This is a genomic window from Streptomyces sp. NPDC002520 (assembly GCF_053595235.1).
Map to the genome: position 1 here is coordinate 209643 of NZ_JBSFXG010000008.1, position 21087 is coordinate 230729.

Annotated in this window: 21 protein-coding genes and 1 pseudogene; 11 read left to right on the forward strand and 11 right to left on the reverse strand. The window is 71.0% G+C overall.

All coding sequences use genetic code 11. From position 1 onward, the window contains the following. Positions 1-53: 53 nt before the first annotated feature. Complete coding sequence (locus tag ACWD5D_RS14700; RefSeq protein ID WP_451373039.1) at positions 54-1565, reverse strand: APC family permease; 1512 nt, start codon at positions 1563-1565, stop codon at positions 54-56. Between the two features lie 223 nt (positions 1566-1788). Between ACWD5D_RS14700 and ACWD5D_RS14705 the strand changes: the two genes are divergently transcribed. Continuing rightward, entirely contained in the window at positions 1789-2403 is a 615-nt protein-coding gene (locus tag ACWD5D_RS14705) for a TetR/AcrR family transcriptional regulator (protein WP_451373040.1), read from the forward strand. Between the two features lie 198 nt (positions 2404-2601). Here the strand turns inward: ACWD5D_RS14705 and ACWD5D_RS14710 are convergent, their stop codons facing one another. Beyond that, positions 2602-3603 carry an aminoglycoside phosphotransferase family protein gene (locus ACWD5D_RS14710; RefSeq protein ID WP_451373041.1) on the reverse strand — a complete coding sequence of 334 codons (1002 nt, stop codon included), beginning with the start codon at positions 3601-3603 and terminating at the stop codon, positions 2602-2604. A 262-nt stretch (positions 3604-3865) separates the two neighbouring features. On the opposite strand from ACWD5D_RS14710, the gene ACWD5D_RS14715 reads away from it, so the two are divergent. Continuing rightward, complete coding sequence (locus ACWD5D_RS14715; protein WP_451373042.1) at positions 3866-5113, forward strand: glycoside hydrolase family 88 protein; 1248 nt, start codon at positions 3866-3868, stop codon at positions 5111-5113. A gap of 200 nt (positions 5114-5313) precedes the next feature. On the opposite strand, the gene ACWD5D_RS14720 is transcribed toward ACWD5D_RS14715, so the two are convergent. Then, positions 5314-6090 carry an isoprenyl transferase gene (locus ACWD5D_RS14720; RefSeq protein ID WP_451373043.1) on the reverse strand — a complete coding sequence of 259 codons (777 nt, stop codon included), beginning with the start codon at positions 6088-6090 and terminating at the stop codon, positions 5314-5316. Positions 6091-6335: 245 nt separating this feature from the next. Next, positions 6336-7436: an NADH:flavin oxidoreductase/NADH oxidase gene (locus ACWD5D_RS14725; protein WP_451373044.1), complete on the reverse strand. Its 1101-nt coding sequence runs from the start codon at positions 7434-7436 to the stop codon at positions 6336-6338. A 350-nt stretch (positions 7437-7786) separates the two neighbouring features. Here ACWD5D_RS14725 and ACWD5D_RS14730 point away from each other — a divergent pair, with 350 nt between their 5' ends. The 4 genes from ACWD5D_RS14730 (at position 7787) to ACWD5D_RS14745 (ending at position 10065) form a co-directional block, all read left to right on the forward strand. After that, a complete protein-coding gene (locus tag ACWD5D_RS14730) occupies positions 7787-8380 on the forward strand; it encodes a helix-turn-helix transcriptional regulator (RefSeq protein ID WP_451373102.1) in 594 nt (197 codons plus the stop codon). 142 nt (positions 8381-8522) lie between these two features. Beyond that, positions 8523-9491: a threo-3-hydroxy-L-aspartate ammonia-lyase gene (locus ACWD5D_RS14735; RefSeq protein ID WP_451373045.1), complete on the forward strand. Its 969-nt coding sequence runs from the start codon at positions 8523-8525 to the stop codon at positions 9489-9491. Positions 9492-9584: 93 nt separating this feature from the next. Further along, the gene (locus ACWD5D_RS14740) at positions 9585-9851 is read left to right on the forward strand and encodes a DUF6400 family protein (RefSeq protein WP_451373046.1); all 267 of its coding nucleotides are present in this window, start codon (positions 9585-9587) and stop codon (positions 9849-9851) included. Continuing rightward, positions 9838-10065: a hypothetical protein gene (locus ACWD5D_RS14745; protein WP_451373047.1), complete on the forward strand. Its 228-nt coding sequence runs from the start codon at positions 9838-9840 to the stop codon at positions 10063-10065. The genes ACWD5D_RS14740 and ACWD5D_RS14745 overlap by 14 nt, the downstream gene beginning before the upstream one ends. A gap of 28 nt (positions 10066-10093) precedes the next feature. On the opposite strand, the gene ACWD5D_RS14750 is transcribed toward ACWD5D_RS14745, so the two are convergent. The 3 genes from ACWD5D_RS14750 to ACWD5D_RS14760 all read right to left on the reverse strand — a co-directional run bounded on the left by ACWD5D_RS14750 (position 10094) and on the right by ACWD5D_RS14760 (position 13705). Beyond that, positions 10094-10921 (reverse strand): maleylpyruvate isomerase family mycothiol-dependent enzyme, encoded by an 828-nt coding sequence (locus ACWD5D_RS14750; protein WP_451373048.1) that lies wholly within the window; start codon positions 10919-10921, stop codon positions 10094-10096. Between the two features lie 112 nt (positions 10922-11033). Next, positions 11034-11612, reverse strand: a complete 579-nt coding sequence (locus tag ACWD5D_RS14755) for an AMIN-like domain-containing (lipo)protein (protein ID WP_451373049.1) — start codon at positions 11610-11612, stop codon at positions 11034-11036. Positions 11613-11797: 185 nt separating this feature from the next. Beyond that, entirely contained in the window at positions 11798-13705 is a 1908-nt protein-coding gene (locus tag ACWD5D_RS14760; protein ID WP_451373050.1) for an acyl-CoA dehydrogenase family protein, read from the reverse strand. A 398-nt stretch (positions 13706-14103) separates the two neighbouring features. Here ACWD5D_RS14760 and ACWD5D_RS14765 point away from each other — a divergent pair, with 398 nt between their 5' ends. From ACWD5D_RS14765 to ACWD5D_RS14775, 3 genes and pseudogenes are all read left to right on the forward strand, one after another. After that, a complete protein-coding gene (locus ACWD5D_RS14765; RefSeq protein ID WP_451373051.1) occupies positions 14104-14781 on the forward strand; it encodes a ScbR family autoregulator-binding transcription factor in 678 nt (225 codons plus the stop codon). A gap of 152 nt (positions 14782-14933) precedes the next feature. Beyond that, positions 14934-16169 carry a cytochrome P450 family protein gene (locus tag ACWD5D_RS14770; protein WP_451373052.1) on the forward strand — a complete coding sequence of 412 codons (1236 nt, stop codon included), beginning with the start codon at positions 14934-14936 and terminating at the stop codon, positions 16167-16169. A gap of 449 nt (positions 16170-16618) precedes the next feature. Continuing rightward, positions 16619-16918, forward strand: a pseudogene (locus ACWD5D_RS14775) (class I SAM-dependent methyltransferase); the annotation flags it as partial. Between the two features lie 87 nt (positions 16919-17005). On the opposite strand, the gene ACWD5D_RS14780 reads toward ACWD5D_RS14775, so the two are convergent. Next, complete coding sequence (locus ACWD5D_RS14780; protein ID WP_451373053.1) at positions 17006-18031, reverse strand: GlxA family transcriptional regulator; 1026 nt, start codon at positions 18029-18031, stop codon at positions 17006-17008. A 145-nt stretch (positions 18032-18176) separates the two neighbouring features. On the opposite strand from ACWD5D_RS14780, the gene ACWD5D_RS14785 reads away from it, so the two are divergent. After that, positions 18177-18767 carry a cysteine hydrolase family protein gene (locus tag ACWD5D_RS14785; RefSeq protein WP_451373054.1) on the forward strand — a complete coding sequence of 197 codons (591 nt, stop codon included), beginning with the start codon at positions 18177-18179 and terminating at the stop codon, positions 18765-18767. A gap of 110 nt (positions 18768-18877) precedes the next feature. Here ACWD5D_RS14785 and ACWD5D_RS14790 read toward each other — a convergent pair whose 3' ends face one another. From ACWD5D_RS14790 to ACWD5D_RS14800, 3 genes are read right to left on the reverse strand one after another with little or no spacing between them, the layout of a single operon-like run. Next, positions 18878-19369, reverse strand: a complete 492-nt coding sequence (locus tag ACWD5D_RS14790; protein ID WP_451373055.1) for a peptidylprolyl isomerase — start codon at positions 19367-19369, stop codon at positions 18878-18880. A gap of 10 nt (positions 19370-19379) precedes the next feature. Continuing rightward, a complete protein-coding gene (locus tag ACWD5D_RS14795; protein WP_451373056.1) occupies positions 19380-19805 on the reverse strand; it encodes a branched-chain amino acid transporter permease in 426 nt (141 codons plus the stop codon). Beyond that, on the reverse strand, positions 19798-19998 hold the full coding sequence (locus ACWD5D_RS14800) for a hypothetical protein (protein WP_451373057.1): 201 nt from the start codon (positions 19996-19998) through the stop codon (positions 19798-19800). The genes ACWD5D_RS14795 and ACWD5D_RS14800 overlap by 8 nt, the downstream gene beginning before the upstream one ends. Positions 19999-20267: 269 nt before the next feature. Between ACWD5D_RS14800 and ACWD5D_RS14805 the strand changes: the two genes are divergently transcribed. Beyond that, positions 20268-20762 (forward strand): hemerythrin domain-containing protein, encoded by a 495-nt coding sequence (locus tag ACWD5D_RS14805; protein WP_451373058.1) that lies wholly within the window; start codon positions 20268-20270, stop codon positions 20760-20762. Positions 20763-21087 lie beyond the last annotated feature (325 nt).

Below are 21087 nucleotides of genomic sequence, written 5' to 3' on the forward strand. Positions count from 1 at the left end.
CCGGGCGGGCCGGGGGCCACGGTGGGTTCGGCGAGCGCGGCGGCGTCGGGGGGTCAGGTGAGCGTGGCGGCCTCGGTCGGCCGGTCGGCTTCGGCGGCCTCGGCGGCTTCGGCGGGCTCGGCGGCGAAGGCGTCGTACACCTCGGGGTGTCGGCGGCGCAGCCACCACGCCAGCGGGAAGCCGAGGACGAAGACGGCCGGGGCCACGACGACGAGCACCGTGTTCACCGTTGCGGAGGCACCGGTGAAGAGGTCCATGTGGCCCACCACCAGCACGATCGCGGTCGCCAGGAGGACGGTGGCGGCGACGGGCGCCACCAGGGTCCGCAGGGTGCCCTCCTGATGGCGGACGCGCCGGAAGTAGCAGGGCACGGCGATCGCGGCGAGCAGCTGGAGCAGCAACAGGCCGATCATTCCCGGGGTGTTCACCCACAGCAGCAGCTGCTGGTACGGGTCGGCGCCCGCGGCCCAGAACGCGAGGACGACGGCCGCGCCGAGGACGGTCTGGGCGATGCCCGCGACGTACGGCGAGCGGTGGCGGTGGTGGATGCGGCCGAGCCGGCGCGGCAGCACGCCCTCCTCGGCCAGGGCCAGGGCGTAGCGGTTGATGGCGTTGTGGAAGGCGAGGAGGGAGGCGATGACGCTGGTGATGATGAAGATGTGCATCAGGTCCGCCGCCCAGCCGCCGACGTAGGTGGTGATCGCGGTGAAGAACAGCCCGGCCGGGTCCTTGCCCGCCGCCTGGACGACCTTGTCGTCGCCGAAGGCCTGGACGGCCACCCACACGATGAACGCGTAGAACAGGCCGAGGAAGGCGACCGCGAGGTAGGTGGCGCGCGGCACCGTGCGCTCCGGATCGCGGGCCTCGCGGCGGTAGATGACGGTCGACTCGAAGCCGGTGAACGCGGCGAACGCGAACGCGAGGACGGCGGCCGTGCCGGGGACGAACACGTGCGCCGGGGCCAGGGAGCCGAGCGACAGTCCGTGGGCGCCGCCCTTGAGCAGGACCCCGCCCGCGAGCAGCACGAGAATCCCGGTCTCGGCGACGAGCAGGATGCCGAGCAGCTTGGCGCCGAAGTCGATCGAACGGAAGCCGCCGTAGCCGATCAGCAGGAGTCCGGCCAGGGAGACGGGCAGCCAGGGGACGTCGGTGCCGAAGAGGGAGTGCAGCGTGTCCCGGGTGGTGGAGGCGAGGAGGCCGTAGACGCCGATCTCCATGCCGTTGTAGCCGACCAGGGCCAGCAGGGCCGCGCCGATGCCGACCGGGCGGCCGAGGCCCCGGGTGATGAAGGCGTAGAAGGCGCCGCCGCTTCTGACGTGGCGGCTCATCGTGGTGAAGCCGACGGCGAAGACCGCGAGGGTCAGGCCGGCGAGGAGATAGCCGACGGGTGCGCCGATGCCGCCCAGCAGGATCGCCAGGGGAGCGACGCCTGCCATCACGGTCAGGGGGGCGGCGGCGGAGACGACGAAGAAGGCGATGTCGGCGGTGCCGAGGGAGCCGGAGCGGAGTGTGGCCGCGTCGGACCGCACTCCTTCCTCCGGGATCTCGGACGTGGTCACGGACATTCGGGGGAGCCCTTCTGGCGGCGGACGGGAGGGGGGTCCCGGTGGCGGGGCGGTCGGGTGCGCGGGCGCCGGCGGCCGGAGCGTGGGTGCGCGGACCCGAGCCGACGAATCCGGGCGCACGGAGGGATGACGAGCGCCCGGAACCGGAAACCTAAAGGCTTTCGGTTTCCGCAATGTAACCTGCCGTTGGGTATCCGGGAAGACCTCAGGGGGAACGCTGACCATGGGACGGCCGCGCACACCGCTCCTCGACCGCGAGCGCATCACCACGACCGCGCTGCAACTGATCGACGAGAGCGGCGACTTCAGCGTCCCGCAGATCGCCCGCCGGCTCGGCGCCCAGACCGGCTCGGTGTACCACCATGTGGACGGCCGGGACGGCATCGTGGAACTGCTGCGGGAGCGGGTGGCCTCCGCGATCGACACCGCCACCCTGGACCTCGAGCCGTGGGACGCCGCCGTCGAGGCCTGGGCCCGCTCCTACCGCGCCGCGTTCGCCGCGCACCCCCGGGCCATCCCGATGCTGATGACGTCACCGGTGCGAGCGCCCCGGGTGCTGGAGCAGTACGAGCGCGCGGTGGACCGGCTCCTCGGGGCCGGATTCGCCCCCGCCGAGGTCATGCCGCTGATCGTCGCCCTGGAGAACCTGGTCCTGGGCTCGGCCCTCGACCTCGCCGCCCCCGAGGCGATGTGGGAGCTGACGGACCGGACGCCGACGCCCCGCCTCGCCGAGGCCCTCGCAGCGGTGGGGGAGGGCCGCGCCGACCGGGCCTTCGACGTCGGCCTCGCCGCCTTCATGAACCACGCGCGGGCCGTACTGGACGGCCGGAAGAGCTGACCTCCGCTCTCCGGCGGCCACGCGGTGTGATTTCCCGCCGCTCTCGGCCTGCATCGCCGGATTTCCCGGTACCGCAAGTGCCACGCCGGCGCCACGGCCTGGGCCGCGTGCAAGCACCTCCTGCGGATCTTCATCAGCGCTCGCGGGGAACTGCTCCGCGCCGACGAGCAGGCGGGCCCGACGGTCTGACCGCCCCGCCTAGAGCGGCGGATCCTCGAACAGCTCCAGCAGGGTGCGGGCGCTCTCCGCGGCCGCCGGAACGCAGTCGGCCGCGCCCGGGAACAGGCGGCCCCAGGCGCGGACGCGGCCCATCGCGCCGAAGCGCCAGGCGAGGCGCACCGCGCGGCGCAGTTCCGCCGTCGTCCGGCCGGCTCCCGTCCACGGCTCCAGATAGGCGTCGCGCAGCCGCGGCAGCACGTCGGCTCCGTACTGGTCGCAGGCCCGCCGGGCCGGGACCCACAGACTGCAGAACGGGTGGGAGACGACGGCGTCGCCCCAGTCGAAGAAGGTGTACCGGCCGGGCTCCGGGTTGAACAACTGGCCGTCGTGCAGGTCCGCGTGGTCGAGGGAGTCGGGGATCCCGAGGGCCGCCAGTTCGGCGGACCACTCCACCAGCCGGGGTCGCAGCCGGGCGAGAGTTGCGTGTTCCGCCGGGGTCAGTACGGGGTTGGTGGCGAGCAACTCGTCGAAGGACTCGGGCAGTTCCGGGGTGCGGATCCTGGGCACGCCTGCCGTCCCGATCTCCTCCGCGTGCGGGACCAGGGCGCGCTGCATGCTCGCGTACTGGCGCAGAAGGTCCTCCCATGCGCGGGGCGGTACGGCGTCGCGCTCCAGCACGTCCCGGAAGAGGTCGCCTCCGTCGGGCAGCAGCGACCAGCCGCGGTCGGTGTCGACCGCGAGCGGCGCCAGGACGTGTTCCGGCACCCAACGGGCCAGCGCGGCGCTCAGCGCGGCCTCGAATCCGCCGGCCGGCGGGCTCGCCTTGAACCAGACGGCCTCCCGCCCGGCCACCGGGACCCGCATCAGAACCGACCAGGGCCGCAGCCGCACCCGCAGGTCACCGCCGGCCCGCAGGCCGTGCGCGGCGAGTGCGCCGTCCACCCAGTCGAGGGCGGCGGCCCGCCAGGTCTCCTGTTCCCAGGGCGTGACCACGTCCGGGTACCGGCCCCGGTCCACGGTCGGTGAGACATCGTGTCGCATCGGCCCATCCCAGCATCGCGACCCACCGGCCGGCCAGCGGTTTACCCCGGTGAGCACGATCCGACCCGGGGGCGGGCGGTCTCCTCGCGCCGTCGATCGTGGCCGATTCCGCGCTGCTTCCACGGCAGCTCGAAAAGGGCATCGACAACCGATCCGTTCATGTGCATGAACATGGCCCACGTGGGTGTACATGAGGGTTCCGGTTGTGCGACGCTCCATCAACTTCCGCACCATGACATCGAGTTGGAGGGGACACAGCCCGATGAACCTTTCGCGACGTTCCGTGCTGACCACGGCGGCCGGTGCCGCGGCGCTGTGCGCGACGCCTGTGGCGGCGGCTCACGCGGCCGCACCCGCGAGTGACGACCGGACCCCGGCCCCGGGCGAGGACACCGCCCGCACGCTTCGCGCCGCCGCCGACTACGCGATCGGCAAACTACGCACCGTCGCGCCCACGGTGACGGCCTTCCCGGTGGGCACGAAGGCCGAGAAGTGGGTGTACTCCCAGAACGGCGACTGGGTCGGCGGCTTCTGGCCCGGCACGCTGTGGATGGCCTGGCTCCACAGCGGGGACGACACCTTCCGCACCCTGGCACTCGACTCCGCGAAGAAACTCGCCCCCCGCCAGTACGACACCAGCACCCACGACCTCGGCTTCCTCTTCTATCCGTCGTGGGTCACCGCCTGGCGCCTGACCGGCGACGACACCTGGCGCGCCGGCGCCGTACGGGCGGCCGACTCGCTGATACGGCGCTACAACCCAAACGGACACTTCATCCGGGCCTGGGGCGCACTGGACGACCCCAACAACGCGGGCCGCGTCATCATGGACACGATGATGAACCTGGACCTGCTGGACTTCGCGACCCGGCAGACAGGTGACGCCAAGTACCGGAACATCGCCGTCGAGCACGCCCGGACCGTGCGGCGCACGTTCCCCCGCCCGGACGGTTCGACCCCGCACGTGTACGACTTCGACCCCGCCACCGGCGCTCCGATCGGCCCGAACACCGTCCAGGGGTACAGCCCCACGTCCTGCTGGGCACGCGGACAGTCCTGGGGCATCTACGGGTTCACCACCATGTACCGGCGCACCGGCGACGAGCAGTTCCTGGCGACCGCGCGCAGCCTCGCCGACTACGCGCTGGGCGCCCTGACACCGGACCACGTGCCCGTCTGGGACTACCGGGCGCCCCAGCAGCCCTACGACGTCAAGGACGCCTCCGCCGGCGCGATCATGGCCTGCGGCCTGCTCGACCTGGCCGCCGCGTCGGGCCGCCCCCAGTACCGGGACTCGGCCCTTCGCATCCTGACCGCGCTCGCGAAGACCTGCCTGACGGACAACTCCACCCGCGCCCAGGCCGTCGTCGCCCGCTGCACCCGCAACCGGCCCGCCGAGGACGGCATCGAGATCTCCCTGCCCTACGCCGACTACTACCTGCTGGAAGGCATCCTGCGCGTGCTGCGCCCCGAGGACGCCGACCGGGCCATCGACCTCTCCGGCCACTGACCGGCCCCGGGGCAGCCCGGAGTCGTACGCCGGGGCGGCGTGCGTGCCCCTCGATCTCGACGGAAGCCAAGTTGGCGGAAAGGGAGTCGGCAGAAAGGGAGTTGGCGGAAAGGGAGTTGACGGAAAGGGAGTCGGCGGACTGCCGCGGAGACGGGACGCCTGCCGTGCGCCCGTCCCCGCGGCCACCCGGCACCGCGCCGTCAGCGGCCGTAGCGGCGGTCGCGGGCGGCGTACGAGCGCAGGGCACGCAGCAGGTCTATCTGACGGAACGCCGGCCACAGCACGTCCACGAAGTGCACCTCGGCGTACGCGGACTGCCACAGCAGGAAACCCGACAGCCGCTGCTCCCCGGAGGTACGGATGATGAAGTCCGTGTCGTGCCCCGCCGGCGAGTACAGGTTGTCGGAGATGTGCTCCAGGTCGAAGTCCGCCGCCAGCTCCCGCGGATCGCCGCCGGCGCCGATGTGCTTGTCGAAGGCCGCTCTGACCGCGTCGACGATCTCGCGGCGCCCGCCGTACCCGACAGCCACGTCGACCTTGAGCCCACCGCGGCCGAGTGTCCCGGCGGCGGCCTGCTTCAGCACACGGGCGGTTTCGCCCGGCAGCAGGTCCAGCGCGCCGATGATCTCGATCTCCCACGGTTCGCCCGGGGCACAGATGCGCTGGACGGTCTCCTCGATGATGTCGAGCAGCGGGCCGAGTTCATCGGCCGGCCGGTGCAGGTTGTCGTCGGACAGCATCCACAGCGTGACGTGCTTGATGCCGGCGTCGGTGCACCAGTGCAGGAAGTCCGTCACCCTGGCGCCGCCCACGCGGTAGCCCTCACGCACGTCCTGATGGCCCGCACCCCGGGCCCAACGCCGGTTGCCGTCCAGCATGATCGCCACGTGCCGTGGCCTGGGCAGGCCCTCCAGCTTGCGGTTCAGTCGCCGTACGTACACCGCTTCCAACGCCGACCGCAGGGCTTTCCATGCCACGCCGATATCCCCTCTCCGACCCGTGATTGAGGCGGCAACGATATTGCCACGCTTTTCGAGCGCGTCGCACAGCCCTTCGTCCCGGGCCGCGGCGACCGGTCGGCGGAAGGTTACGCTGCGCCGACCGGTCAACTCCTCGGCCCCCGTGGCCTGCTGCGCGCCGCGGACTCGCCCTGGCCGGCTGCTCGGGGGGCACCGGACCCGACTGGCGGGCGCCGGCTCGGGGCACCGCGCACCGCCGTGGGCTATGCGCGGTGGTACTGGATCGGGGTGGTGACGTTGCCGCCGAGTTCCTGGGCGGCGTGCCGTGCCCAGTACGGGTTGCGCAGGAGTTCACGTCCGAGGAGGACGGCGTCGGCCTGGCCGGAGGCGACGATCTCCTGGGCCTGGGCGGGGTCGGTGATTAGGCCGACGGCTGCCACGGGCATGCCGGCGTCCTCGCGGACCCGCTCGGCGAAGGGCACCTGGTAGTGGGGGCCGGTCTCGATCCTCGCGTCGGGGGCGTTGCCGCCGGTGGAGACGTCCATGAGGTCGACGCCCCGGGCCTGGAGCTCCTTGGCGAAGCGGACGGTGTCGTCGGCGGTCCAGCCCTCGCGGTCGTCCTCGGGGTTCTCGGTGAGCCAGTCGGTGGCGGAGATACGGAAGAAGACCGGCAGGTTCTCGGGCCACACGGCGCGCACCGCCTCGACGACCTCGAGGGCGAACCGGCTCCGGCCCTCGAAGGAGCCGCCGTATTCGTCGGTGCGGTGGTTGCTGTGCGGGGAGAGGAACTGGTGGATCAGGTAGCCGTGGGCGCCGTGGAGTTCGACGACCTCGAATCCGGCGGCCAGGGCGCGTTCGGCGGCGTCGGCGAACTGCTGGACGATCTCTCGGATGTCGGAAGTGGTCAGTTCCTTCGGGACGGTCGAGGACTCGCTGAAGGCGATCGCGCTGGGGCCGGACGGCGTCCAGCCGTAGGGCTCGTCGGGCGCGATCTGACGTCCGCGGTCGACCCAGGTGCGCTCGGTGGACGCTTTGCGTCCGGCGTGGGCGAGCTGGATGCCCGGGACGGTGCCCTGGGACTTGAGGAACGCGGTGATCCGCTGGAAGGCGGCGACCTGCGTGTCGTTCCAGATTCCGAGGTCGTAGGGGCTGATCCGTCCCTCGGGGTGGACGGCCGTGGCCTCGGTGATGATCAGGCCGGTGCCGCCGGCGGCTCGGGCGGCCAGGTGCGTGAAGTGCCAGTCCGTGGGGACGCCGACCGCGTCACCCTCCGGCGCCGCGCTGTACTGGCACATGGCTGCCATCCAGATGCGGTTGGGGACGGTCAGCGACCTGAGGGTGTAGGGGGTGAAGAGTGAGGTCAACGGAGAACTCCTTGTACGTGGCCGGGGTCGGGCCTGTGCAGGGGCTGTGATCAATCCACGTCGGCTGTGCGGCGCATACCCTTAATAATTGCATGCGCCTTCTATTTGTTCCAGCCGTATAGCAGCGCATGAAATCAGTCATCCTGGTCGGCCTCAAGGGATGGCGGCGGCCGCTGTCCAGATGTACTGTCCAGATTTAGAAAAATAGTCGAGCAGAAGCGGTCGGGCCGTGTGCGAACGTGCGCAGGTCCGCGGAGGCATGCATGGACCACGACGTCACGGCAGGCACGGCTGCCTCCGCCGCAGCCGCCTCCGCCACGACCACCGCGGACGAGCACCTCGTTCAGGAGATGGAGAAGGTCGCCGTCGCCCTGGGGCGGATGTTTCCGGGGCTGTGCGAGGTGGTGCTGCACGACCTGCGCGACCCGCAGCACGCGATCCGGGCCATCGAGAACAACCTGTCCGGCCGCCGGATCGGGGACTCGGCGACCGAGCTGGGCCTGGCCCGCATCGCCGACCCGCAGTACCCCAGCGTCATCCAGAACTATCCCAACCGGTTCCCCGACGGCCGCCCGGCGAAAAGCACGTCGATCGGGATCAGGAACGGCGCGGGCGAGTACATCGCGGCCCTGTGCCTGAACCTCGACGTCTCCGTGCTGTCGCCGGTCACGCTCGCCCTGTCCAACCTCGTCGCCACCGACACCGAGCACCGTGACCAGGCGCTGGAGACCTTGCGGGACCGCAACAACCGGGAACTGCGACGGGCCGTCGAGGCCCGCGCCGCGGAACGCGGCGGCACGCCGAGATCACTGGGCCGCGAGGACAAGAGGACCCTCGTACGACAGCTGCACCAGGACGGCTACTTCGACTCCCGCGACGCCGCCCAGGCCATCGCGGATCTTCTCGGCGTGTCCCGCGCGACGGTCTACAACTACACGAAGTGAGGGAACCGCCCGAAGCCAAGGGCCGCTCATGAGCCCCCCGGCTGCCGTCCACCTTCCACCTCCCCCCGTTCCCCCCCAGGTCCACCCCCCCAGGTCCCCCCGGGTCCACCTCCACCGTCCACCTCCACCGCAAGGACACGTCATGCCCGACGCCTCGCCCGTCACGTTCGACGACGTCTGTGAGGCCGCTGTGCGCCTCAAGGGCATCGCCCATCGAACCCCCGTCCTCACCTCCCGCACGCTCGACGACCTCGTGGGCGCCGAGGTGTTCATCAAGTGCGAGAACTTCCAGCGGATCGGCGCCTTCAAGATCCGCGGCGCCTACAACGCGGCCGCCCAACTCCCTCCCGAGCAGCTCGCCAAGGGCATCGCCGCCTACTCCTCCGGCAACCACGCCCAGGCCACCGCCCTCGCCGCCCGTGAACTGGGCACCAGCGCCGTCATCCTGATGCCCGAGGACGCCCCCCGCTCCAAGATGGAGGCGACCGCCGGCTACGGGGCCGAGATCGTGACGTACGACCGCTACACCCAGGACCGCTCCGCCCTCGGCGAGGCCCTGGCCGAGGACACCGGTCTGGCCCTGATCCCGCCCTACGACCACCCGCATGTCATCGCCGGCCAGGGCACCGCCGCCCTCGAACTCCTCGAGGACACCGGAGAGCTCGACGCGCTCGTCGTACCCGTCGGAGGAGGCGGCCTCATCGCCGGCAGCGCCGTCACCGCCAAGGCGCTGTACCCCGGCATCCGGATGATCGGCGTCGAACCCGAGGCGGGGGACGACACCAAGCGCTCGCTGGAGAGCGGCGAGCGCGTCACGATCCCCGTGCCCCGCACCATCGCCGACGGCCAGGCGATCGCCACCCCGGGCGAGATCACCTTCGGCATCAACCGGCGTCTGGTCGACGCCGTCGCCCTGGTCAGCGACGAGGAGATCGTCCAGGCCATGAGGTTCGCCTTCGAGCGTCTGAAGATCGTCCTGGAGCCCAGCGGCGCCACGGGCCTGGCGGCACTGCTGGCCGGACGCGTCGACGACCTCCCGCGGCGGATCGGTGTCATCGCCTCGGGAGGCAACATCAACACCGAGCGGTTCGTCGAACTCATCGGCGGCTGACCCGCAGGTCAGCGCCCGGCACCGCGCTGACCTGCTGTGACTTCTCCCACCTGCTCTTGCCTCGACGGGAAAGGCTTACCTACGTTCGGTCGTATGTCCTCCTTCGACCCCAGCCTTCCCGGCGGACCGGACGAGCCGGTCGACTTCGTCGTGGACCTGACCGCGCACGAGATGCTCCGGCGCACGCACGCGCTCGCCGCGCTCGGCCCCGACTGGGACCCCGTCGCGGCGCTGCGCGGCGAGGAGGAGGCGTACGACCTGCTGTACTCCGGTCTCGACGCGGAACAGCGGCGCATCTACGACGAACTGCTCGCGGCCGGGGTGCTCCCGAGGCGCGGGGGCGGCGATGCTGCCGCTTGATCCGCAGGCCGACATCGGGCGCCGGGCCTGGGTGGACTGCCCGAACTGCGACGACCGCAGCGGGTGCGCCACCTGCGGGCAGGGGCGTACCTGCCACGCCCACTGGCGCTACCTGCTCTCCAACACCGGAAGCCTGCTCCACCTCCAGTGCCCGTCCTGCACCCACGTCTGGACCCACGAGACGAACTTCGGCGCCACCCGGTCCCAGGGGTGACGCGGGCCGCTCCCGGAGGTGACGCGGCTCAGGGTGCGGTGAACAGCGTGGGGAAGCGCGGGGCCAGCCAGGGCTTGGGTCCCCAGGCGAGGATCCGGCCTCCCGCGATGGCCCGCCAGGGGTTGAGCCGGCCCAGCGCGATCAGCAGGAACGCGGTCGGGTCGAGGAGGATCGTGCAGTCCGAGCGGCCCGCCGGCAGCCCCGGTGTCACCTCCACGACGCCGTCGGCCAGGGAGACGCCGAAGGCCTCACCACCGCGCAGCCGGATCGTGTAGCGGGCCGAGAGGCCGGCGGTGGCCGCGCTGTTCGTGACGCGCGGCATGACCGAGAGCATGAACGGCATGCACAGACTCACCCGCGGCCGGTCGACCATGTGCGGGCGGCCCAGGGCGCGCGCGAGATCGTATCCGTGGCCCAGCATGTGCGTGAGCAGGTACGACGCGAGAACGGTCCGGTCCATGTGGCCCAGCGGCGTGGCCGGCACGGCACCTTCGGCAGCGGGGCGCGCCATGGCGTCCAGGAACAGTGAGGCCTGCTCCGCGATCATCGTCGCCAGTGGATCCGCCCGGCGCTCGGCGAAGACGGTGAGGGACTCGGCGTTGGCCGCGGCCAGGCTCTGTGGTGTGCCGTCCCCGTAGGGGCGTTCGCGCCCGGACGCGAGGTCGGCCATCAGCTGGTTGGCCAGGGCGAGATGGGCGGCCGCCTCGCCGAAGGTCCACTCCGATCCCGGCACGGGAGCCGCCGTGTCGGGCGCACCGCGCACCAGCGTGGCGATGTCCTCGGCGGTCGCCCGTATCGCCTGCTCGAGCCCCTCGGGCAGCCGCCCTGTGCCGTCCTGCCGTTCCGTCGCGTGCACGCCGCCCGCCCCTCCCGCCTGTCGCCCCCGTGCGCACGGGGTGCCGGTACCCAACCAGACCAGAGGGCGTGCGGCAAGGCGCGGGGGGCGTGCGCCGCGCTCCTCACCTCACTCAGCGGCTGCCCGTCCAGTTGTGGGCCACGTCGATCACCAGGCGGTCGGGCAACTGGATCACCCGGAACGGCAGGCGGGCACGGACCCCGAGCCCGATCTGTGTCTCTCCCTCGAAGCTGCCGGCGAACCGGGTGTCCCTGAAGGTGCGGTACCCGGTGAGCCGCACGCCCGGAAGGGTGTGGCCCACCCGTCCCGGGTACGTCGGCGCGCCGGTCGCGGGGTCGTAACTCGGCGCGCCGACACGGACGTCGAGGACGGCCCCGCCGCCGACCGGGATCGGGCGGCCGCTCGCCGTCTGGCGGAGCTCGTGGACGTACCTGACGGAGTAGCCGAGGGACCGGCCACCGCCGGGCACGTCGAACACGATGCGGTCGAAGCAGGCGTGCCGGCCGGTCCTGATGTCCTTGAGCGGCACGGCCCCGGCGGTGGGACCGCCCTTGGCCCCACTGCCCCAGCCGGTCGGGCAGGCCGTGACCTGCGCGGCCGCCACCGGAGCGGCGCCCGCCGCGGTCGCCGCCGCTCCCACGCCGGCACCGGCCAGCACGAGCGCCGCTATCGCTGCCCCCATTCTTCGCATGATGTCCCCCTTGGTCGAGTCATGCTGTTATGGGGTGAGACACACGGATAGGGCGAATGGTTGCGGCGTTCGCGGGAGACCGGGAAACAGTCGCGTCCCCGAGTGCGCGGGCTCGGGTGACCGCCCGCGGCAGGGCGGGGGTCCCGGCCCTGCCCGGCAGTGGTGGGGCCGGGGCGGGAGTGGGGCTACTCGGCCGGTACGGCGTAGTCGGCGAGGGAGACGCAGCCGGAGTTGGCCATGGGGACGCCGTCCAGGTAGGCGGCGGGCAGGTCGAACGCGTCGACCAGGTCGTTCATGTGCGGGGCGAGTTCGTGGAGGACGTCGTCCAGGAGCTGGGGCAGGCCGTGGACCTGCTCGGGGGAGAGGTGGCCGTGCGCCAGCAGGTCGCCGGTGTACGTGCCGATCTCCTGCAACAGGAACAGCAGGCAGAGACGTTCCAGCAGCTCTCCGGCCGCGGGGTCGTTCGCGCGGGCGGCGGCGTCCAGGAAGGCGTCGGCGGCCCGGAGCCGGGCGTGCACCGACACCATCTCCAGGGCGGCGGAGGAGGCGCCGTTCCAGCGGGCCACGGGGTCCTTGGACGGGCCCTGGCGCAGCTGCGCGCGCGCCCGGTCCTGCCAGACGGACTCGGCCCGGGCCAGCAGCCCCCGCACATGCCGCGGATCCCTCAGTCGTGAGGCCCCGCCCGGGGGTTCCGGGGCCTGTCGGGGCGGCTGGTGCGCGAAGAGCATCTCGGCGGCGGCCTTCACCCAGATCACCGTGTTGTCGCCCTCGGCGGTGACCGTGCCCTCGATGTAGTGCGGGAACTCGGACAGCCCGTTGACGGCGAACAGCCCCTGGGCGCCGCAGCGTTCCCGGCACTCGATGGTGATGTCGCGTGCCTGCCAGGTGATCCAGCTCTTGGCCACGGCGACCAGACGCTCGGCCTCCGCCCGCCGCTCGGTGTCCCCGCCGCTGCCGTGGGCGGCCCAGTCGGCGAGCGCGGAGCGGTGCAGGAAGGTCATGGCGTAGGCGGTGGCGAGGCCCTGGAGCAGGGGTCTGTGATGGGACCGGTGGGCGTTGACCGGGATGCGCTGGCCCGCGCGCGGTCCGCTGACGTGCCGGTGGTCGCCGTAGCGGACGGCTATGGCCAGGGCGGCCCGGGTCGCGCCGACGGCGGCGCCGCTCATGCACAGCTTGCCCATGGTGACCCGGGCGATGGACTGCAGGAACCGCTTGCGCCGGTTGCCGAGGGTGCTGTGCAGCCGGCCCTCGGCGTCCAGTCGGCCGTGCTCGGACTCCAGCAGGGCGTCACGTGCCAGAAGCACGTGGTTGAACGAGGTCAGGCAGTGGTCGACCGGGGCGCCCGTGCGCATGGGCAGCCTGCGCACGCCCACCCCCGGCAGCGGACCGTTCTCGTCGCTCAGCGGGGTCAGGAAGAGGAAGACGCCCTCGTCCCGGCCGGCCACGAGGAGACGGGCGGCCACCACGGCGCTCTTCGGGCCGCCGGTCATGCTGGTGTTGGGCATGAACTTCTGTGCCCCGGGGTGCGGCGTGTTCAGGACGAACCGGCCGGTGCGCGGGTCGAGTTCGGCGGTCGTCTCCAGCGCCGAGGCGTCGTTGCCGTGCTCCAGCTCGGTGCACAGAAACGTTCCGACACGCCGGAGGGTCGTGAAGTCGGACAGGTCGCGCGGACCGGCGCCCGCATGGTCGAGCAGGGAGCCGAGGAAGAGGTTGTAGTGGATGCTCGCCACCGTGCACAGGCCCCCGCCGCCGTCCACGATCGCCGCCCACTCGTGCAGTGCTGCCAACTTCGCCGGATCGTCGGCGAGTTGTTCCGGCTCCCCGGCGGTCTCGTTCACCAGCCGCAGCCAGTCGTAGGAGAGGGCAGCCCGTTCGGCGGCCCCGAGTCCCGGACGATGGCGGAAGGTGTCCTCTGCGATGAGCCGGCGCCATCGGCCGTGTACGGCTTCTCGGTCGTCGCCTCTGCCGTCGTCGAAGACGAGCCGGGACAGGTCCGCGACGAGGGACGTGTCCTGCTGAAACCCTTGACTGGCGCTGAACTGCTCGACCCCTGGCGCTGAGAGGAGATCTTCCTGAGGTGTCAGAAGGGCCATGGCCTGCTCCCGTTTGGTCACGGATCCGGAAGGATGGGATGCGCAGTGTCAGAAGATACGGACCTCCCGGTTTGCTTATCAAGCAAAATCTTCGCGGATCAGTTACCGATTGATTGCATATCGTGTGCAACTCCTGAGCCGTCAAGTGATCGAAGATGACAACTTCTTGCACGGTCGCTACGCCCACCACCCGCGCCCGGAACAGTGGGTTGGGCGTTGAGATACCGGGCGACACGTTTTATTGTGGCGGTCGGCGACGGGTCCGGATGCCCGGCAGGAGTGGTGCTCAGTGGGGTGCGCTCGCGCTTGAAAGGCCGAGTTCCAGGGTGGCAGGATGCATACCTGTCGGTCTCTTTTCGTCACCGACCGGTCCGTGAAGCCAGTGCGGAGGGTGTGCCGTGGCCCTGCAGGAACGAGCGATCAGGACAAGGCGCAACATCCTGGTCGCAGCAGCCGACGTGTTCGCCGACGTCGGCTACGAGGCGGCGACGATCTCCGAGATCCTCCAGCGGGCGAACGTCACCAAGGGCGCCCTCTACTTCCACTTCGCCTCCAAGGAACAGCTCGCCCAGGCGGTCCTGACCGACCAGCTCAACTCCGTACCGGAAACGCCGCCGCGTGAGCTGGTGCTCCAGGAGGGGCTGGACGCCGGTTTCCTCCTCGCCCATCTGCTCAGTGTCGGCGACCCCCTGGTGCGGGGCAGCATCCGCCTCACCGTGGACCAGGGGTCACCGCAGGACGGACTCGACCGACGGGTGCCGATGGCCTCGTGGATCGAGTACAACGCGAAACTGCTCGCCCGCGCCAAGGCGAACGGTGAACTGCTGCCCCACGTCGACGTCGAGGCCTCGGCCAAGGCGTTCGTCTCCGCGTTCACCGGCGCCCAGGTGCTGTCCAAGATCATGAGCGATCACACCGACCTGATGGAGCGCGTGGTCGACCTCTACCGCCACCTCATGACCAGCATCGCCGTCCCCGCGGTGCTCGTACGCCTGGACATGGCCATGGACCGGGGCCGCCGGGTCCACGAGGAGGCCCTGGGCCGAGGAACGGAAGAGGCCGAGGCCGCCGGCTGAGCGGCACCTTCCCGGAGGCACGGGAACGGCTGCCGTCGGTGCGGTGAGGGGGCGCCGCACCGGCGAACACGTCTGGTTGTGGGGAGGGGCGACTCTCCCTCGGGCACGTCGCAACGCAACAACGTGAAGCAGGACCGACCCAGGGAGTTCCGATGGAGAAGACCGCCTGCCCGTACGCCTTGGACATCACGGGCCGTGACCACATGGGAGAGGCCGCGAAGCTGCGCGCCCAGGGCCCCGCCGTACCTGTCGAACTGCCCGGCGGCGTGATCGCCTGGGCCGTCGTGCAGCAGACGTACGTGGAACGGCTGTTGGCCGACCCGCGTGTCTCGCGCAGCGCCCGCCTGCACTGGCCGCCCTTCATCGAGGGGAAGATCACCGAGCAGTGGCCGCTCTACCCGTGGGTGGCGAACGAGAACATGCTGTTCGCCTACGGGGAGCACCACAGCAGACTGCGCCGCCTCGTGGCCGGGGCGTTCACCGCGCGGCGCTCCGAGACCCTGCGCCCGAGGGTCGGGGAACTGGCGGCCGAACTGCTCGACAGCCTGGGCGAAGTCGCCCCCGGCACCCCCGTCGACCTGCGCACCGCGTACGCGGAGGTGCTCCCGCTGCGCGTCATCTGCGAGCTGTTCGGGGTCCCGCGCGGCGCCGAGACGGACGCCCTGTCCGCGGCGCTGAGCACGGTGTTCAGCTCCACCGTCTCCGCCGCGGAGATGGAGGCGTCGCGGATGGAGGCCTTCGGACGGCTCGCCGCGCTCGTGCAGGCCAAGCGGCAGGAGCCGGGCGAGGACCTCACCAGCTCGCTGATCGCGGCCCGCGACAACGACGACCGCCTCACCGAGGACGAACTGCTCGGCTCCCTCTTCATGTTCATCGCAGCCGGGCAGGACACCACCGCCACCCTGATCACCAACGCGGCCGGCGCCCTGCTGACCCATCCCGAGCAGCTGGAGCATGTCCGGGAGGGCCGGGCGACCTGGGCCGACGTGGTCGCCGAGGCGATGCGGGTGCACACGCCCGGCGCGTACTCGCCGCTGCGGTTCGCGGTGGAGGACATCGACCTCGACGGCGTCGAGATCCGCAAGGGCGAGGCCATCCTCGTCAACTTCGCGGCGGGCGGCCACGAGACCGACCGGCACGGGCCGGACGCGGACCGCTTCGACGTGCTGCGCACCGACCGTGACATCCTCGGCTTCGGCCACGGACCGCACCGCTGCCTCGGCGCCCCGCTCGGCGAGATCGAGGCGGCCTCCGCCCTCGCCAAGCTCTTCGACCTCTTCCCGGAGGCGCAACTCGCCTTTCCTCCCGAGGAGTTGAAGCCGCTGCCGACCTTCATGCTCAACGGCTACCAGGCACTGCCCGTCGTGCTGCGCCCGTCGGCCTCCTGAGCACACGAGAGGCCACGGCCCCGGGTGCTCCCGCCACGGCGACTCCGCCGCTCCCCGTGAGCCGGCGGAGTTCCGTGCCACCCTGATGTCCGGTTAGAACACCGGGCAGACGGTTTATTTCGGGTGGATGGCGCGCACCCGGACGCCGAAGGAACCTCGCCACGTCGGGAGTTCGTCGGTTCGTACCCTCTTCCAAGGGCTCTGTCCCGGTATCCCGTCAGGTCCTGCCGCACGCGTCTCCCCTAAAACATACTGGACATGCGGTTTGAAACGGATCAGGGGCTCCGGGGTCCCACCGGATCCGGCCCCGGCCGACCTGGTGCCGGCCCGGGGAACCGCCTCAGGGCCTGACATCGACCTATGCTGTGCAGCTCGGGCAGGGCTGCCGATCCACTCCCCGGCGCAGCGGCACCTCGCACCTGCCGACGACGAAGGTGCGGAGGCCGACGGTGAGTGAAGGCTGGGTGTGGGACGAGACCCTGTTCTCGGGTACGGCCGCCCACTACGAGCGGGGGAGACTGCCGTACGCCCCCGGACTGGCCCCGCTGCTCGCCGATGTCCTGCGGCTGGACGGAAGCGGCCGGCTCCTCGACGTCGGCTGCGGACCCGGCACCCTCGCCCTGCGCCTGGCGCACCTGTTCGCCGAGGTCGTCGGCGTGGACCCGGACCAGGGGATGATCGCCGAAGCCGAGCGCCGGGGCGTCGAGGGCGGGCCGCCTGCGACATCCCGGTGGGTACGGACGAGGTCTTCGTCTGGCGCAGGCGCGAGAACACCGAGTCCACCTGACGGGCCCGTGCCTACCTGACGGGCCCGTGCCCATCTGACACCCGTGCGGCTAGGACGGGGGCCCATCGGCGGGCCGCGCGTCCCGGCGCGGGGAGTGACGGAAGCGGTGCCGGTATTGCGTCGGTGTCATGTCCAGGGTGCGGCGGAAGGCGCGGATGAGGGTGTCGGTCGTCCCGAACCCCGAGGCGGAGGCGACGCGTTCGAGGGTGTCGTCCGTGGACTCCAGGCGGTTCCGGGCGACTTCGACGCGGGCGGACTCGATGTAGGCGGCCGGGGTCATGCCGAGTTCGCTCTTGAAGACACGGGTGAGCTGCCGCTCGCTGACGTGGGCGTACTCGGCGAGACCGGGGACCGTGAGACGGTCGGTGAGGTGCTGCGCGATGTAATGGCGGAGGCCGTCCATACGGCGGGTGGTGGAGACCGGTTCGATCGGGACGCTGAACTGGCTCTGTCCGCCGGGGCGCTTCAGGTACATCACCAGCTGCCGGGCGACGCGCAGGGCGACCGCCTCACCGAAGTCCTCGGCCACGAGGGCCAGCGACAGATCCAGACACGCGGTGATGCCCGCGCCGGTCCACACCTCGTCGTCGCGGATGAAGATGGGGTCGGCGTCGACCTCGATCGCCGGGTACTCGGCGGCGAGTTGCCGCGCGGTCGACCAGTGGGTGGTGGCGCGCCGGCCGTCCAGCAGGCCGGCGGCGGCGAGGAGGTGCGCCCCCACGCAGACGGAGGCGACGCGCCGGGTCCGGCCGGCGAGGGTCTTCACCCAGCGGACCACCTCCGGGTCCGTGACGGCGTGCACGCGACGCCGGCCGTCGACCTCGACCGAGCCCGGGACCATGAGCGTGTCGATGCTCCGCGTCGACGCCTCCTGGAACGTGATGTCGGGCAGGACGCGGACCCCGGCCGACGTGGTGACCGGGTCCAGGCTCTCGGCGGCCAGTACGACCTCGTAGCCCCTCGCGTCGTCCGTCTCCCGGCGCAGCAGGGCGAACACCTCCGGCGGCCCCGTGACGTCCAGCAGGTCGACGCCGTCGAAGAGGAGCACCACGATGAGCCGGTTGACGTCGCTCATGGCTTCTCCGTCCGTGCGATCAGCTGTCCGATGTCGGTATCTGCAAGTTATCTGACATTGCCGTCATGATCGGCGGATTCGTAGCCTTGAGATGCCAACGCGCGATGGCCGAAACCTTCGACATCCAGCCTGGGAAGGCACGGCAATGCCTACGACAACTCTCCGGGAACTCAGCGGCTTCGATCAGACCCCGGCCTCGCCGGGCGCGGCGACGCTCATCCTCGTCGACTACCAGAACACCTACACGCGTGGCGTGATGGAGCTGACGGGCTGGCGGGCCGCGCTCGACTCCGCGGCCGAACTGCTGGGCCGCGCACGGGAGTCGGGTGCGCGCATCATCCATGTCGTCAACGACGGCGGGGAGGGCACCCCGTACGACATCCGCGCCGAGATCGGCGCGATCCACGAACGGGTGGCGCCCGTCGAGGGCGAGCACGTGGTCGTCAAGACGACGCCCGACGGGTTCGCCGGCACCGAGCTGGGCGAGCTGGTGGACGCGGCCGGGAACAAGGACGTGATCATCGCCGGGTTCATGACCCACATGTGTGTCACGTTCACCACGGCCGGCGCGTTCCTGCGGGGCAACCGGCCCACGGTCGTCGCGGACGCCTGCGCGACGCGGCCTCTGAGTTCGGGGGTCGGCGACGTGTCCGCCGACCAGCTCCACCACGGCGCGCTCGCCACGATCGCCGACCTGTACGGCGTCGTCGTGCCGTCGGTCTCGTCGCTGGTCTGAGTACGGACCGAATCCACAACCGAATGCGGGCCGAGTGCGGTTCCGGCTACGGCAGTGAGTAGCGCCCGCCGTGCCCCAGGGTGTGGGGCACGGCGGTTCGGCGGGTTCGGTCAGACCGTGCCGCTCGCGGAGACCGCGATCTTCGCCGACGTGTCACCGCTGCGGCTGCCGAGCTTCTCGATCTGGTCGACGATGTCCTGGCCCTCGACGACCTCGCCGAAGACGACGTGCTTGCCGTCGAGCCAGTCCGTGACGACCGTGGTGATGAAGAACTGGGAACCGTTGGTGTTCCGGCCCGCGTTCGCCATGCTCAGCAGGTACGGACGGTCGTGCTTGAGGGTGAAGTTCTCGTCCGCGAACTTCTCGCCGTAGATGCTCTTGCCACCGGTGCCGTTGCCACGGGTGAAGTCGCCGCCCTGCAGCATGAACTGCGGGATGACGCGGTGGAAGGGGGAGCCCGCGTAGCCGAAGCCGTGCTCACCGGTCGCGAGCTCGCGGAAGTTCTTCGCGGTCTTGGGGACCACGTCGTCGAAGAGGCGGAAGACGATCCGGCCGGCCGGCTGGTCGTTGATGGTGATGTCGAAGTAGACGTTCTCGCTCATGGGGATCAACCTACCTTCGCTCGGCCCCGCCGCTCGCCAGTGCCCCTTCGCGACGCGCTGCCGTACCCGTGGTCGCCACGTTCCGTGTGCGCGAGAACACGGATCGTCCTCGCAGGGCGCTGAGCAGGGCGACGTAGACGGCGGTGCCGGCGCCGACGCTCAGGACGGTGCGACGGCCGCAGGCCAGGTGGACGACGACGGTGACGGCGACCGCGAGCAGGGCGTACCCGGTGCCGCGAGCGTCTTTGGCGATCGTCCCGTGCAGGGCCGTCACGGCGAGGATCGCCAGAATCCCGACCGGCATCCACGCCGACAGCTGCCGTACCAGGGCCGAGCCGCGCAGCCGGCCGAGCACCGCGAACGGCAGGGCGCGCAGGGCGAGCGTGATGGTGAAGACGATCGCCAGCACGGTGATCAGGTACGAGGTGCTAGGCATCGGCGGCCTCCTGCGTGCGGACGGTCCGGCGGGCGGTCAGGGCGTGACGGGCCAGGAGCAGGCCCACGAAGAGCAGCAGCGCGGTGAACAGGGCGACGCCGGGAGTGAGGACGAGCGCCACGGTGACACTCGCACCGGCCAGGAGAACCGAGGGGATATCCCGGCGGGAGCGGAACGCGTCCAGCGTGAGCACACGTTTCTCAGCCGGCGGGTCATGACGATCCCCCGGTTCAAGAACGTCACCTCGCACTTCACGATGAAAACCGTCAAACCGGAGCCCGTGGGGGAGCGCAGGCGCAAGCCGGAGAGCCGGTAGCGGGCAGGGCCCGTGCCTGAATCCGCCGCTTCGAAACTTCATTGACAGCGGATTTTCGCGTTGATAGGTCTTTGGATCAGCGTCGCGTGTACCCGACAAGGAGACCGTCGAGGGCATGGAGGCGCCGAACCAAAGGGACAACTTTGGTGACACCCGAGGGACGCCTGAAGGCGTTCGGCAACCAGTTGGCCGACGTCCACCTCTGGCTCCGCGAAGAGCTCGCAGCGTTGCGTGAAGACGTCGACACCTATCTCGCCGGGGGCTCACGACTCCATGAACTACGTACGCACTGCGTGACCTTCTGCTCGGCGCTGAACCGGCACCACACCGGTGAGGACAGCGTCGCCTTCCCCGAAGTGGCCCAGCAGTTCCCGCAGTTGCGCCCCGTCCTGGAGGAACTGCGCCGCGACCACCAGCTGGTCGAGGACTCCTTGCGACGGCTCGACGCACTGGTCGGCGAGCTGGACCGGGCGAAGGATCCCGCCGAGGTCCGGCGCGAGATGGACACCCTCGCGGCGCTGATGGAAACGCACTTCGTCTATGAGGAGAAGCGGATCCTCGCGGCCCTCGACGCGCTGAACGTGCCCGACTGGGAGGTCGTGGCGCCGGACTTCCTGCTCACCGACGGCACGGAGCGCTGACCGGTGCGGCGGCCGCTTCGCCGCCGGCCGCCGGTCGGCACCGACGGCATCATCGAATCATCAGGAGGAGGCACCTCGGCGCAGGTCCTCACGGCAGGTCGTCGCGCCCCAGCCACGCCGGCTTGACCGGCACGCCGTCCGTGTGCCGATCGACCCGGGCCGGCTTCTCGCCGTACCGGTCGACATGGTCGAAGACACCCCCTGGACGTGGTCGCCGGTCTTGTGGACATATGACCGAGACCCGGCCGGCCCGGCCGAAGGACCGCCGACGCCGGATGTGATGCGCCCCATTGCGCACGCCGACCGGGGCGAAGAACCTCTCGTG

Coding starts and splice junctions, on each gene's coding strand:
- ACWD5D_RS14795 (WP_451373056.1), bottom strand. CDS start 19,805: ATGCCTAGCACCTCGTACCTGATCACCGTGCTGGCGATCGTCTTCACC.
- ACWD5D_RS14780 (WP_451373053.1), bottom strand. CDS start 18,031: ATGAGCGACGTCAACCGGCTCATCGTGGTGCTCCTCTTCGACGGCGTC.
- ACWD5D_RS14715 (WP_451373042.1), top strand. CDS start 3,866: ATGAACCTTTCGCGACGTTCCGTGCTGACCACGGCGGCCGGTGCCGCG.
- ACWD5D_RS14745 (WP_451373047.1), top strand. CDS start 9,838: ATGCTGCCGCTTGATCCGCAGGCCGACATCGGGCGCCGGGCCTGGGTG.
- ACWD5D_RS14785 (WP_451373054.1), top strand. CDS start 18,177: ATGCCTACGACAACTCTCCGGGAACTCAGCGGCTTCGATCAGACCCCG.
- ACWD5D_RS14760 (WP_451373050.1), bottom strand. CDS start 13,705: ATGGCCCTTCTGACACCTCAGGAAGATCTCCTCTCAGCGCCAGGGGTC.
- ACWD5D_RS14770 (WP_451373052.1), top strand. CDS start 14,934: ATGGAGAAGACCGCCTGCCCGTACGCCTTGGACATCACGGGCCGTGAC.
- ACWD5D_RS14710 (WP_451373041.1), bottom strand. CDS start 3,603: ATGCGACACGATGTCTCACCGACCGTGGACCGGGGCCGGTACCCGGAC.
- ACWD5D_RS14730 (WP_451373102.1), top strand. CDS start 7,787: ATGGAGAAGGTCGCCGTCGCCCTGGGGCGGATGTTTCCGGGGCTGTGC.
- ACWD5D_RS14740 (WP_451373046.1), top strand. CDS start 9,585: ATGTCCTCCTTCGACCCCAGCCTTCCCGGCGGACCGGACGAGCCGGTC.
- ACWD5D_RS14790 (WP_451373055.1), bottom strand. CDS start 19,369: ATGAGCGAGAACGTCTACTTCGACATCACCATCAACGACCAGCCGGCC.
- ACWD5D_RS14735 (WP_451373045.1), top strand. CDS start 8,523: ATGCCCGACGCCTCGCCCGTCACGTTCGACGACGTCTGTGAGGCCGCT.
- ACWD5D_RS14700 (WP_451373039.1), bottom strand. CDS start 1,565: ATGTCCGTGACCACGTCCGAGATCCCGGAGGAAGGAGTGCGGTCCGAC.
- ACWD5D_RS14705 (WP_451373040.1), top strand. CDS start 1,789: ATGGGACGGCCGCGCACACCGCTCCTCGACCGCGAGCGCATCACCACG.
- ACWD5D_RS14755 (WP_451373049.1), bottom strand. CDS start 11,612: ATGCGAAGAATGGGGGCAGCGATAGCGGCGCTCGTGCTGGCCGGTGCC.